This is a genomic window from Mesorhizobium monacense (assembly GCF_056781675.1).
In genome coordinates, this window is the sequence record NZ_CM165567.1 from 4,684,928 (window position 1) to 4,696,677 (window position 11,750).

The following is an 11,750-nucleotide window of genomic DNA, read 5'->3' on the forward strand; positions in this document are numbered from 1 at the left end:
TCTTCCTTTTGCGGCCAGCTCGAAAGGGGGGCGCATTCGACGATGTCCGCTTGACTGTTTTGCGTGAAGCGGCGTGCCGTCAGCACGCCTTCTCGGCTTCACGCGCCTCGAGGAACGGGCGAAGCAGATCCGCCAATTCATGAAAGCGTCCGACAAAACTCTTCAGACGCGGATGTTCGGGATGCAACAGCACCTTGGCCGGCGGCCCCTGCTCCGCCACCAGCCCCTGATCGAGAAACACCACCCGATCGGCGACCTCGAAGGCAAAGCCAAGCTCGTGGGTGACGATCACCATGGTCATGCCGCTCTTGGCCAGTTCGACCATCGCCTTCATCACTTCACCGACCAGTTCGGGATCAAGTGCGGAGGTGGGCTCGTCGAACAGCATCACCTTCGGCTGCATGGCCATGGCTCTCGCAATCGCGACGCGCTGCTGCTGGCCGCCGGAAAGCTGGCGCGGATATTTTTCAACATGCTGCGCCAGACCCATGACATCGAGAAGCTTCAGCGCCGTTTGACGCGCCTGCTCCTTCGGCTCCTTCTTGACGATGACCGGGCCTTCCATGACGTTTTCGAGCGCCGTCATGTGCGGGAAGAGATTGAACTGCTGGAAGACCATGCCGGTCTTGGAGCGGATGCGATTGACCTCCTGGGCCGGTATCTGGGCGCCCTTACCATCGGCCTGCCTGCTGAACAGCGTTTCGTCGTCGATGACGATGCTGCCGCTGGTCGGCACGTTGAGCAGGTTGATGCAGCGCAGCAGCGAGGTCTTGCCCGATCCGCTGGCGCCGATCAGCACGACCACCTCGCCTTCGACGACCGAGAGGTCGATGCCGTTCAGCACACGCTTGTCGCCGAACTTGAGGCAGATGCCGTCCAGCCGGAGGACAGGCTTTTCGTTCTTGTCTGTCACGGCGCTTGGTTCCCTGGCGCTCATTTCAGGCTCCCGCTCTTTTCGAGTTTCCGGGACAGCAGCGTCAGCGGCACCAGGATGATCAGGAAGATGACGCCGACAGCGGTGTAAACTTCCATCGGCCGGTAGGTGAAACTCGAGATATAGCTCGCCTGATAGAGAAGGTCCGGAACCGTTATCATCGACAGCAGCGTCGTGTTCTTCATCTGGATGATCGACTGGCCGGCCAGCGGCGGGATCATCTTGCGGAAGGCCTGCGGCAGGATAATGCGGCGCATGCGCTGGCCGTAGGACATGCCGATGGCGGTTGCCGCATCCGTCTGGCCGGGATCGACCGACTGGACGCCGGCGCGCAGGATTTCGGCGTAGAAGGAGCCGACGTAGCAACTGAGCCCGATGAAGCCGGCCCAGAATTTGGTGACATTGATGCCGGCGAAGATCGGGAAGGCGTAATAGACCCAGAGCAGCGTGACGAGCAGTGGAATGTTGCGGAAGAACTCGACATAGATCTGGCCGAGGATGACCAGCGGCTTGAACGTGCTTAGCTGTATAAGCCCGATGAACAGGCCGATTAGCATGCCCGCGCCGATCGTGATGACGGTGAAGTAGATCGTCATCAGGAGGCCCTGCCAAAGCAGCCCGATATTGTTGGTTATGACTGTATAGTCGAACATGGTGTCCTCACTGGTTCGATGCACGTCCAGTGGTGGCCTGACCGCCGCGCTTATGCGGCGGTCAGGCTGTTGCGATCAGAAGGAGAAGCCTGCCGGAAGGATCGACAGATCGATGCCGCGGGCTTCCCAGGAGCGGGCAAGCTTGCCCTGGGCGAGACCGAGCGAACGCTCCTGCAGGATCCAGTTGGTCAGGAAGTTGATGAAGCCTGCATTGCCGGGCTTGCGCGCAACCGCAAGCGTTGCCGGATTGCGCAGGATCGGCTCGGGAAGCGAGACATCGCCGATCTTCTGGTTGGTGATCTGCAGCGCATCGAAGATGGAGAACACGACACCATCGGCGCGGCCAGCCTGCAATTCCATCAGCGCCAGGCCGCGATCTTCCACCGGCGTGATCTTGGCCTTCGGCAACAGGGCCTCGGCGACGACCTGCATCGTGCTGCCCTTCTGCACGACGACGGTCTTGTCCGGCGAATTGAGTTCGGCCCAGGTCTTCACCGGCTTGCCGGGAGGCGTCAGCACGGCCCAGGCGTCGGTGAACAGCGGCTCCCACAGATAGTCGACGACGAGCCCACGCTTGGGGTTCGGATTGACGCCGATGGCGATGTCGATCTTGTTGGACTGGAAGTCGGCGGCCAGGTTGCCCCAGGTCGTCTCGACAGGCTCGAGCTTGACGCCGAGCTGGGTCGCGATCTCGCTGAGGAACTCGTAGTAGAAACCGCTCCACTGGCCCGTGGCCGGGTCCTTGATATAGCCCGGCTCCTCGCCGGTCATCACCGGCACCTTCAGCACGCCACTGCCGCGGATCTGTTCGATGACAGCGGATGGATTGTCGTCGGCCGAAGCCGCGATGGGTGCCGAGAGCAGGCCGAGGCCGATGGTCAAGGCGGCTATGAACGTACGAATAACAGTGAGTTTCATTTCATTCCCCTTTCTGCGTTATTGGTTGTTAGCGGCATAAAAATCCCTGCGAGAGAGGGTCGCTCTTCTCGAAGTAGATGGTCTGGGTCGAGGTGATGAAGGCAGCGCCTTCGATCTCGACAATCATTGCGTCCCGGCCTTCGACCTGGACGCGGCCTTGCAGGCGCGCCTCGAACGGAATGCCGAGGATGTTCCTGGCGTGGTAAGTCTGGTCGGGGCCGATCAGCCCCTTCTGCAGCAGATAAGTCAGCCGTGCAGAGGTCCCGGTACCACAGGGCGAGCGGTCGAACTTGTTCGATTCAAGGACAAGGAAATGCGTCGCCGAGTTTTCGCTGTCGGCATCGTAGAAAAGCACGCTTGGCGCGGCCGCACCCGCCAGCAGCGGGAGATCCTTCGTTGCGGCCTTGATCGCATCCTTGATCCTGGCGCCGGCCTGCATCAAGGAAGACGCGCTGTCGGGGACAAGCTTGAAACCAAGCGAAGCCGCATCGACCAGCGCGTACCACATGCCGGCATAGACGATTGCCGCATCGACGGTGCCGACGCCTTCAACGGCAACGCTCAGCCGTTCCAGCCCGACGTAGCTTGGAACATTGGCAATCCGCACCCGATCGAGCGAGCCGTCTTCGTTCCAGTTCAGATGAACCGTGACGATCCCGGCCGGCGTTTCCAGCGTAAAACTGCTGCCCGTCCCGGCACTGATCTGACCGGTGAAGGCCAGCGTCCTGGCAAAGCCGATCGTGCCGTGACCGCACATGTCGAGATAGACATAGGACGAGATGAAAAACGCGCCGTAGTCGGCGACATCCGAGGCAACCGGCACCAGGCCGACCATCGCCGCGTGACCACGCGGCTCGTGCAGCAGTGCCGGGCGAAGATGGTCAAAGTGCTGGCGGAAATGGTCCCGCTTCTCCCGCACGCTCGAACCGGGGAGCTTCGGGACGCCGCTCAGGATGACTCGCGTCGGGTGACCAGCCGTGTGGGAATCGATGACGCTGAACGCTGACGAGAAGGCAGACACGACCTAGCCCTCTCCGAAGGCATCGCGAATGCCAGCTCGCATGCTTTGCCAGATTTCCCGAATGAGGTGTTCGGTCATCGCCTTGGCGCTTTCGCCGTCGCCTTCGGCGATCGCGTCATAGATGCGGGCCGTGTCATCCAGGGACAGCTGGATGATCTTCGGATCTTTCTCGTAGGCATGATAGCGATACCGCAGGGCCTGCTTTTCGAGACCGCCGAGTAGGCGCGTCAGGGTCCTGTTCCCGGCCAGGCTGTAGGTCAGGAAGGAGCCGCGCACGTCGACGATGAAAAACTGCCGGGCATCGTTTCTGGACTGAGCCTCCTTCAACTCGGACAGCAGGATTTTGAACTCGGCTTTCTTTTCGATATCGGCGGATTCGGCGGCCTGTTTGGCGACCAGCCCTTCCAGCTCGATGCGGCAGGTATAGACCTCATCAAAGTCGCGCTGGGACATCGGCGAGACCCAGATGCCGCGCCTGGCCTCGCGCATCACCAGGCCATCGCGCTCGAGCAGCCGCAACGCCTCACGCACCGGCGACCGGCTGACACCATAGCGCTCGGCGACCATTTCCTCGGTCAATCGCTCCCGGGATTTGATGCGGCCGAAGATGATCTCCTCCTCCAGCATCTCGGCGAGATTCTCCGGGATGGCGACCGACAATTTTTGAATGCGCGCTAAAATCATGTCGACACCATACTGTATACAATGTACAGGTCAAGCCATCGCGGAAACATTCTTGTGACGTGCAATCCGCCGGCGGCCATTCCGCAGACCGCCCGGCTGTAAAAGGGCCAGGACATGTATCCAGAGACGATCGAGCTGCTGATCGACGGCGCGTGGTGCCAGGGATCAAACGGGAAGACCGAAGATTTGATCAATCCCGCCACCGAAGAGGTGCTGGCAACTGTGCCGCACGCCACGGAGGCCGATCTCGATCGTGCTCTTGCGGCCTCGGCCAAGGGCTTCAAGCTGTGGAAGAACATGACCGCGATGCAGCGCTGGGCGATCATGGACAAGGCCGCTGACCTGATTGAGCAGCGCAAGGAGACCATCGCTGGCGTACTGACGATGGAGAATGGCAAGGCGCTGGCCGAGGCCACCGGCGAGGTGCAGTTCGCCGCCGATGCGACCCGCTGGTACGCGGAAGAAGGCAAGCGCGCCTACGGACGCATCGTCCCTGCCCGGCTGCCCGGCGTGCGGCAGATGGTGTTCAAGGAGCCGGTCGGGCCGGTTGTCGCCTTTGCCGCCTGGAACTTTCCGGCCAGCAATGTCATCCGCAAGATCTCGGGCGCGCTCGGTGCTGGCTGCTCGATCATCCTGAAGCCGGCGGAAGAAACGCCCGGAACAGCAGTGGCCATCGCCCGCTGTTTCCAGGACGCCGGACTTCCAGCAGGCGTGCTCAACATCGTGTTCGGCGAGCCTGCCCGGGTCTCGTCTTATTTGATCGCCTCGCCGATCCCGAAGAAGGTCTCGCTGACCGGTTCGACCGCGGTTGGAAAGCTGTTGCAGAAGCAAGCCGCGGACACGCTGAAGCGCTGCACCATGGAGCTCGGCGGACATGCTCCCGTCATCGTCTATGAGGATGCCGACCTCGACAAGACACTCGATACGGTCGTCGCCTTCAAGTTCCGCAACGCCGGCCAGGTGTGCACCTCGCCGACCCGCTTTTATGTGCATGAGGCTGTCTACGACCGCTTCATCGACGGCTTTGCCGTCCGCGCCGAAAAGCTCAGGATTGGCGACGGTCTCGACAGCGCTGTGCAGATGGGACCGATGATCGCGCCACGGCGGCTGGATGCCATGGACGCTTTCGTCAGCGATGCAACGGCGAAAGGCGCGACTGTCGTCACCGGCGGCAAACGTGTCGGCAACAAAGGCTATTTCTATGCCCCGACATTGTTGAAAGACGTACCGGATACGGCGCGCATCATGTCCGAGGAGCCGTTCGGGCCAATCGCCCCGACGACAACCTTCTCGGCCTTCGACAACATGATCGAACGGGCAAACTCGCTGCCTTACGGGCTGGCCTCCTTTGTCTTCACCCGCAATCTCAGTCTTGCCCAAAAGACCGAAGCGGCACTGGAAGCCGGCATGGTCGGCGTCAACCACATGATGGTGTCGACACCGGAAACACCGTTCGGCGGCGTCAATGAATCCGGCTATGGCTCGGAGAGCGGTATCGAAGGCCTCGACGCCTATCTGCGGACGAAGTTCGTGACCGAGATGTAGAGTGCAGCAATCGATGGCAGTCCTCGGAAGCCCACCATAAATCAACGATATCAATGCGATGCACGGAGGTTCGCCAGTCTTTAGTTGGCTAACCAAGTACAAAAATACCGCTAAGTCATTGATAAATAACGATAATTGTGGGCCCGAGGGACGTCGTCTTTTCAACAAAATCAATCAGTTAGCGGGTGGTTCGCCCAACCATATCCTTCGTATGTTCTCGTATGGTCTGGCGAACCCAAGGACCAAGATGAAGACTAGTATTCCATCGACGCGGTGTCTCTTTCACCCCACAAAAGGGGTCGATGAACCTGTGTTGACCATAGGGTACGAGCGCGGCCGGTTTGGGGCCGGTAGCGGATGGTCTTACTCGGATACGAGAGGATAAAAAGCTGCCATACCGCCGCGATCACGCCATCGCGAAACGACGTCGCCGGCCGTTGCCATTAGGTAGATGGCGAGGGTCACCACCTGGCCGTCCCCGCCGGATCGGAAGAACAGCGATCGGGTCGTCCGATTACCCTACGTTCCTGAGCTGGAATTCTTTTGTAGGCACGCGGTTGTTGGTTCGGTCGGTCTCAGGTTCTTCACCACCCGGAATCGACCACTCTGTGCCGGTGCGATGTACACGTGCTGGCCGGGAACCATTTCAGCCGGACCGCCCGGTCCCTCGCTGATCCGAGCGCCCGGATAACGGCGTCGCGTTCCACCGTGCCAGCCTCATTGACGGCAGCTTCCCACATCTTGATTGCCCTGTAGTGGGCCGGTGCGGCCACTTCCCGCCGTTGACATGGCGCTGCCCGGGAACGGTCGCGGTAACGTCGCAAGAACTCGCGCCCAAAGGTGCTTCAGCGATTGAGCACAATGTAGATAGGTATATAATTAATCTGTTTCATTGCCGAGGTTCTATGAGCGAGCAAAATCGCTATTCCTGGCGAGAGCGCATGACGATCCTCGGCGATGTCGAGGCGGCATCCTTCCTTCCGTGGATCGAGCGTCACGCCGCCAAGCTCGGGCTCGCGCAGGCAATATGCGTTGCCGGTCCCGACCGCATCGAACTCGACATTGCCGGTCCGGCCGAGCTCATCGACATGATGGAGATGGGGTGCTCTCTTGGACCAATCGATGTCTGGGTCGAAGCCATCCGCCGGGCGCCGATCGAGAGCGAATCGGCCTAGTTTCCGGCCTGCGGCCTCTGCCGGCCAAAGGCACCATGCACCTTTTTTGGGCATTGTTGCCAGTGAGGAAATGTTGTGCAAACGTAACCCGGTCTATTAGCATATCCTTGACCGCGAAGCTGCGCGCGGGAAGATACTGGTGTTGTTTGAAAGTTGATGTATGCGGCCTTATCCTACCGGCTCATGGATGCCTATTGCCCTCTCTGCGGACTTGCCGGCGGGAACCGTAATGCCGGCGCAATCGCCAGCCGGACCAGTTGCCCTTTGGCGAAGCCGCTCCGGCCGTGCGGCGGCCTTTGCCGACAGATGCCCCCATCGCGGCATGCGCCTTTCCCACGGCTTCGTGCGCGGTGAGACCCTGTCCTGCATTTATCACGGCTGGAGCTATGCCCAGGAGGGAAACTGCCTGCGCATCCCGGCCCATCCGGGACTGACGCCGCCGGACACGATTCGTGTCGCGATGCAGCCAGTTGAGGACGGCGACGGTATCATATGGATTTCCGCTGGCGAACCCGCCGCCGGGCCGCCGCGGTTCGACGGCCTTGCCCCCCTGCGCTCGATGATGGCGGAAACGGACATCGCGGCGCTGGAGGCGGCCGCGGGCACGAAGTCCGGCGCAGGCCTGCTCGACTACACGCACAATGCCCAGACCGTCCAGCTGCTGCTTGCCCCCGAAGGGCAAGCGCGGACGCTGATGCATGTTCTGGTGGACGAAGACAGCAATCCGACCCAGCGTATCGCCGCGTCGAGGGCCGCCGAGGCGCTGCGACGGGCGGCCGAGCATATTTCGCGCAGCGGGATCGCCCAATGACCCGTAACGCGATGATCGACGAATGGTATCCGGTCGGCCTCGCCAGCCAGCTTGATGTGCATGGACGCAAGACGGCCCTGATGGGCGAGCCGATCGTGGTGAGGCGCGGCGAAGACGGAAACGCGAAGGTCACGGGCGGCAACGAACGCGCGCTGCCGGCCTGCATCCGCTATGGTCATGTCTGGTCATCGCTCGGTGATCCGCAAAAGCCGCTGTTTGCGATCCCCGAGGCCGATCAGCCCGGCCGCCGGCTCGTCGATGTCGGGGTGGTTCGCGTGCGCTGCTCGCCATTGCGCGCCGTGGAGAACTTCCTGGACATTGCTCATTTTCCGTTCGTCCATACCGATATATTGGGCTCCGAACCGCACACAGAGGTCCAGAACTACAAGGTCGAGATCCGGGAGGACGAAGACGAGGTTTGGGCGACCCAGGTGAAGTTCTACCAGCCGCAGGCCGCCAAATCGGCGGAAGGCGGCATAACGACGGAATATATGTATCGCGTGCCCGCGCCGACCTGCTCAATCCTCTACAAGACCTGCCCGCCGCGCCCGGGCGAATGGGACGTCATTACGCTTTTCGTGCAGCCGCTTGCCGAAGACCTGTGTAACGTGTGGCCATGGATGGCGCTGTTCGACGACGAGACGCCGATGACAGACCTGATCCATTTCCAGCAGACGATCTTTGTCCAGGACCGGTCGATCCTCGAAAACCAGATACCGGGGCTGCTGCCGCTCGACCCCGGCATGGAGATACCCACGCGAGCCGACCTGACTTCGGTTGCCTACCGGCGCTGGCTGAAGCGCCATGGCTACACCTACGGCGCGCAACTGGTGGCGCAATGAAGCTCTACGATTACGTGCTGTCGCCAAGCTGCTACAAGGTGCGCCTGATGGCCGCGCTGGCAGGAGTGAAGCTCAGCATCCGGCCCGTCGATTTTCATCCCGGCGCCGAGCATCGCGGTCCGGAACTCATGACACTAAATCCGGCGGGTTCGATCCCGATCCTCGAGGACGGCGACCTCGTCCTGACCGAATCTTCGGCCATGCTTGTCTACCTTGCCGCGACGGCGGCACCGCAATGGTTGGGCAACGATACTGCCATGCATGCGGCCCGCGTCCAGCAGTGGATTTCCTTCTCGCATCGGCTGACCGCAAGCCTGGGGGCGGCGCGCCTGCACGAGATGCTGCTGCGCCCGGGCAACATCGATGCCCTTCAGGGACAGGGAACGGTGGCCCTGCGCGAATTGGAAGCTGGTCTCGTCGAACAGAGTATCCGCGGCCAGCGCTTCCTCGCATTGGACCGGCCGACGGTCGCGGACATCGCCTGTTTTCCCTATGTGGCGCTGGCGCCCGACGGGGGCGTTTCGCTCGATCCCTATCCCGCGATCCGGCTCTGGTCGCGGGCGATCCGCGCCATCGAGGGTTTCATCGAGATGCCCGGCATCCATCGGCTGCACGAGCTCAAGCCCGAGCCCGTCCCTGAAGTAGGCGAGGCCTGACGTGGCGGGCTATTTGTTGAAGAACTGCGCCGCGGTGATCGTGGACGATGGCAACGGTCCGCGCATCCGCCGCAACGTCGACGTGTTGACCGACGGCGCGGCTGTACGGGCCATCGGCGAGGGCCTGGACAAGGGGGAACTGCCTGTCGGGACCGTCGCCCACGACTCCACCGGTTGGTTCGTCTATCCTGGCCTCGTCAACACCCATCACCACTTCTTCCAGTGTTTCGTGCGCAACCGCGCCGACCTGGACTGGACGAAGCTGTCGGTCATCGAATGGCTCGACCGCATCTATCCCATCTTTTCTCGGCTGAACGAGGAGTGCTTCTACCACGCATCGGTCACGGCCATGGCGGAGTTGATAAAGCACGGCTGCACCACGGCCTTCGACCATCAGTACTGCTTTCCGCGGCATGCCGGCAAAAGGCTCATCGACCGGCAGTTCGAGGCGGCCGAACTGCTTGGCATGCGCTTCCATGCCGGACGTGGCGGCAACACGCTGCCGAAGTCGGAAGGCTCGACTATTCCCGACGCCATGCTGGAAACGACGGACGAGTTCATCGCCGACTGCGCCCGGCTGATCGATACCTATCACGATGACGGTAGGTTCAGCATGCGCCAGGTCGTCGTCGCGCCGTGCCAGCCGGTCAACTGCTATCGCGAGACATTCGTGGAATCGGTCACACTGGCGCGCGACCGCAAGGTGCGCATGCACACCCATGTCGGCGAAGGCGAAAGCCCGGTGATGCAAGCCCGCCACGGCCTGCGCACGGTGGACTATTGCGCGGAGATAGGTTTCTGCGGGTCGGATGCCTTCTATGCCCATTGCTGGGAGCTGACCCATGACGAACTGCGCAAGTTGGCTGCCACCGGCACCGGCGTCGCGCACTGCCCGGAGCCGGTCTATCTCGTCGGCGCCGAAATCACCGACATACCGGCGATGTCGGCCCTCGGGCTCAGAGTGGGGCTGGGTTGCGACGGTGCAGCCTCGAATGACAATTCCAACCTGATGCACTGCATCCATTCCGCCTACATGCTGCAATGCCTGTCGGCGTCGACACGTGACCACCCGGTTCCGCCGCCTGGCGATTTTCTCGGCTATGCAACGACCGGGGGCGCGGCGCTGCTCGGGCGCAGCGACATCGGCAGGCTGTCGCTTGGCATGGCCGCCGACCTGTTCGCCATCGACACGCGACGCATGGACTATGTCGGCACGCGGCACGATCCGCTGAGCCTGCTGGCCAAGGTAGGCATCGGCGCGCCGACCGACATGACGATGATCAACGGCCGCATCGTCTGGGCACGGGGAGAGTTCCCGGGGCTCGACGAGGCAAGGTTGTTCGCGCAAGCCGAGGCGGCGCTCGCCACCGTGGAATTCTAGCAACCAAAACCAAAAGCAAGGGGAACCGACATGCTGACAAATCTTACCCGCAGAACATTGATGAAGGGTGCTGCCGCTACCGGGCTTGTCGCCGCGGTGGGCAGCCGCGTGCTCGCCGCCGACGGACCACTGGGCATCGTGCTGGTGGTCCCCTCGCCGGTTGGCGACGTTGGCTGGGGCCGTGCGCTGGCCGACGGGCTCGAGCCGGTCAAGGCGGCCTACGGCGACAAGGTGAAGGTCACCATCCTCGAAAACATTCAGGAAGGTCCCGACGCCGACCGCATCATGAACAAGGCGGTCGCGGACGGTAACAAGGTCCTCATCGCCGGCTCCTTCGGCTATCAGAACGGCGCCCTGCAGATCGCGCGCCGCAATCCCGACGTCACCGTGTTGCATGCTTCCGGTTTCGAGGTGGCGCCGAACTTCTCGCCCTTCGCGGCACAATACTCCCAGGGCACCTATCTGATGGGGATGGCGGCAGCCGCGCTTTCGAAGACCGGCAAGCTCGGCTCCGTTTCCGCCTTCGCCATTCCCGAACTGATCACATCAATCAACGCGTTCACACTGGGTGCGCAAGCCGTGAAGCCCGATGTCGAGGTTTCGATCGTATGGGTGAACTCCTGGTTCGACCCGGCCAAGGAGCAGGAAGCCGCCAAGGCGCTGCTGGCGCAGAAATGCGACGTCATCTTCTCCAACGCGCAGGACACGCCTTCGGTCGTTGCGGCTTGCGAGGAGGCCGGCATCCCCGCCTTCAACCTCAACTCGTCAATGAAGAAATACGCGCCCAAGACCTATCTCGGCTGCGTGGCGACCGATTGGTCGCCCTTCTTCAAAGCCTCGGTCGACGCCCACCTTGCCGGTACCTTCAAGGGCGCCAGCGCCTTCTTGGGTGTCGGCGACAAGGTCGTCGAAGTCGTCGACTGGAACCCGGGCATCCCGGCAGACATCATGACCAAGATCAAGGAAGTCGAAGCCAAGATCGCCGACGGCAGTTTCTCGCCCTTTGCCGGTCCGATCGCCAAGGCCGACGGAAGCGAAGGCGTCCCCGCCGGTAAGACGATGACCGTGGCCGAGATCGTCGCCATGGACTGGCATGTCAAGGGTGTCACCACGCCGCTGCCGAAATGACA

12 protein-coding genes are annotated in these 11,750 nt (G+C 61.9%); 7 read left to right on the forward strand and 5 right to left on the reverse strand.

Annotated elements, in window-relative coordinates; translation table 11 throughout:
* Positions 1 to 79 precede the first annotated feature (79 nt).
* The 5 genes from AC1RUK_RS22595 to AC1RUK_RS22615 all read right to left on the reverse strand — a co-directional run bounded on the left by AC1RUK_RS22595 (position 80) and on the right by AC1RUK_RS22615 (position 4,210).
* Entirely contained in the window at positions 80 to 937 is an 858-nt protein-coding gene (locus tag AC1RUK_RS22595; RefSeq protein ID WP_481840110.1) for an amino acid ABC transporter ATP-binding protein, read from the reverse strand.
* Positions 934 to 1,587: an amino acid ABC transporter permease gene (locus AC1RUK_RS22600; protein ID WP_481838873.1), complete on the reverse strand. Its 654-nt coding sequence runs from the start codon at positions 1,585 to 1,587 to the stop codon at positions 934 to 936. The genes AC1RUK_RS22595 and AC1RUK_RS22600 overlap by 4 nt, the downstream gene beginning before the upstream one ends.
* A gap of 75 nt (positions 1,588 to 1,662) precedes the next feature.
* Positions 1,663 to 2,505 carry a transporter substrate-binding domain-containing protein gene (locus AC1RUK_RS22605; protein WP_481838872.1) on the reverse strand — a complete coding sequence of 281 codons (843 nt, stop codon included), beginning with the start codon at positions 2,503 to 2,505 and terminating at the stop codon, positions 1,663 to 1,665.
* Positions 2,506 to 2,533: 28 nt separating this feature from the next.
* Positions 2,534 to 3,526 carry a proline racemase family protein gene (locus AC1RUK_RS22610; protein WP_481838871.1) on the reverse strand — a complete coding sequence of 331 codons (993 nt, stop codon included), beginning with the start codon at positions 3,524 to 3,526 and terminating at the stop codon, positions 2,534 to 2,536.
* Positions 3,527 to 3,529: 3 nt separating this feature from the next.
* Positions 3,530 to 4,210, reverse strand: a complete 681-nt coding sequence (locus AC1RUK_RS22615; RefSeq protein WP_481840111.1) for a GntR family transcriptional regulator — start codon at positions 4,208 to 4,210, stop codon at positions 3,530 to 3,532.
* A 114-nt stretch (positions 4,211 to 4,324) separates the two neighbouring features.
* On the opposite strand from AC1RUK_RS22615, the gene AC1RUK_RS22620 reads away from it, so the two are divergent.
* The 7 genes from AC1RUK_RS22620 (at position 4,325) to AC1RUK_RS22650 (ending at position 11,748) form a co-directional block, all read left to right on the forward strand.
* Entirely contained in the window at positions 4,325 to 5,755 is a 1,431-nt protein-coding gene (locus AC1RUK_RS22620; protein WP_481838870.1) for an NAD-dependent succinate-semialdehyde dehydrogenase, read from the forward strand.
* A gap of 905 nt (positions 5,756 to 6,660) precedes the next feature.
* Positions 6,661 to 6,930 carry an acylphosphatase gene (locus AC1RUK_RS22625; protein ID WP_353019029.1) on the forward strand — a complete coding sequence of 90 codons (270 nt, stop codon included), beginning with the start codon at positions 6,661 to 6,663 and terminating at the stop codon, positions 6,928 to 6,930.
* A gap of 160 nt (positions 6,931 to 7,090) precedes the next feature.
* On the forward strand, positions 7,091 to 7,741 hold the full coding sequence (locus AC1RUK_RS22630) for an aromatic ring-hydroxylating oxygenase subunit alpha (protein ID WP_481838869.1): 651 nt from the start codon (positions 7,091 to 7,093) through the stop codon (positions 7,739 to 7,741).
* The gene (locus AC1RUK_RS22635) at positions 7,738 to 8,583 is read left to right on the forward strand and encodes an aromatic ring-hydroxylating oxygenase subunit alpha (protein ID WP_353019024.1); all 846 of its coding nucleotides are present in this window, start codon (positions 7,738 to 7,740) and stop codon (positions 8,581 to 8,583) included. The genes AC1RUK_RS22630 and AC1RUK_RS22635 overlap by 4 nt, the downstream gene beginning before the upstream one ends.
* Positions 8,580 to 9,239: a glutathione S-transferase family protein gene (locus AC1RUK_RS22640; protein ID WP_481838868.1), complete on the forward strand. Its 660-nt coding sequence runs from the start codon at positions 8,580 to 8,582 to the stop codon at positions 9,237 to 9,239. Before AC1RUK_RS22635 ends, AC1RUK_RS22640 begins: the two co-directional genes overlap by 4 nt.
* Before the next feature lies 1 nt (position 9,240).
* Positions 9,241 to 10,620, forward strand: coding sequence for an amidohydrolase (locus tag AC1RUK_RS22645; RefSeq protein ID WP_481838867.1), 1,380 nt, complete (start codon positions 9,241 to 9,243; stop codon positions 10,618 to 10,620).
* A gap of 33 nt (positions 10,621 to 10,653) precedes the next feature.
* The gene (locus AC1RUK_RS22650) at positions 10,654 to 11,748 is read left to right on the forward strand and encodes a BMP family ABC transporter substrate-binding protein (RefSeq protein WP_481839423.1); all 1,095 of its coding nucleotides are present in this window, start codon (positions 10,654 to 10,656) and stop codon (positions 11,746 to 11,748) included.
* The last annotated feature ends 2 nt before the right edge of the window (positions 11,749 to 11,750 follow it).

Excerpts from the sequence above, each read along its gene's own strand:
- AC1RUK_RS22605 (WP_481838872.1), bottom strand. The coding sequence starts at position 2,505 with ATGAAACTCACTGTTATTCGTACGTTCATAGCCGCCTTGACCATCGGC.
- AC1RUK_RS22625 (WP_353019029.1), top strand. The coding sequence starts at position 6,661 with ATGAGCGAGCAAAATCGCTATTCCTGGCGAGAGCGCATGACGATCCTC.
- AC1RUK_RS22640 (WP_481838868.1), top strand. The coding sequence starts at position 8,580 with ATGAAGCTCTACGATTACGTGCTGTCGCCAAGCTGCTACAAGGTGCGC.
- AC1RUK_RS22630 (WP_481838869.1), top strand. The coding sequence starts at position 7,091 with ATGCGGCCTTATCCTACCGGCTCATGGATGCCTATTGCCCTCTCTGCG.
- AC1RUK_RS22620 (WP_481838870.1), top strand. The coding sequence starts at position 4,325 with ATGTATCCAGAGACGATCGAGCTGCTGATCGACGGCGCGTGGTGCCAG.
- AC1RUK_RS22635 (WP_353019024.1), top strand. The coding sequence starts at position 7,738 with ATGACCCGTAACGCGATGATCGACGAATGGTATCCGGTCGGCCTCGCC.
- AC1RUK_RS22600 (WP_481838873.1), bottom strand. The coding sequence starts at position 1,587 with ATGTTCGACTATACAGTCATAACCAACAATATCGGGCTGCTTTGGCAG.
- AC1RUK_RS22615 (WP_481840111.1), bottom strand. The coding sequence starts at position 4,210 with ATGATTTTAGCGCGCATTCAAAAATTGTCGGTCGCCATCCCGGAGAAT.
- AC1RUK_RS22595 (WP_481840110.1), bottom strand. The coding sequence starts at position 937 with ATGAGCGCCAGGGAACCAAGCGCCGTGACAGACAAGAACGAAAAGCCT.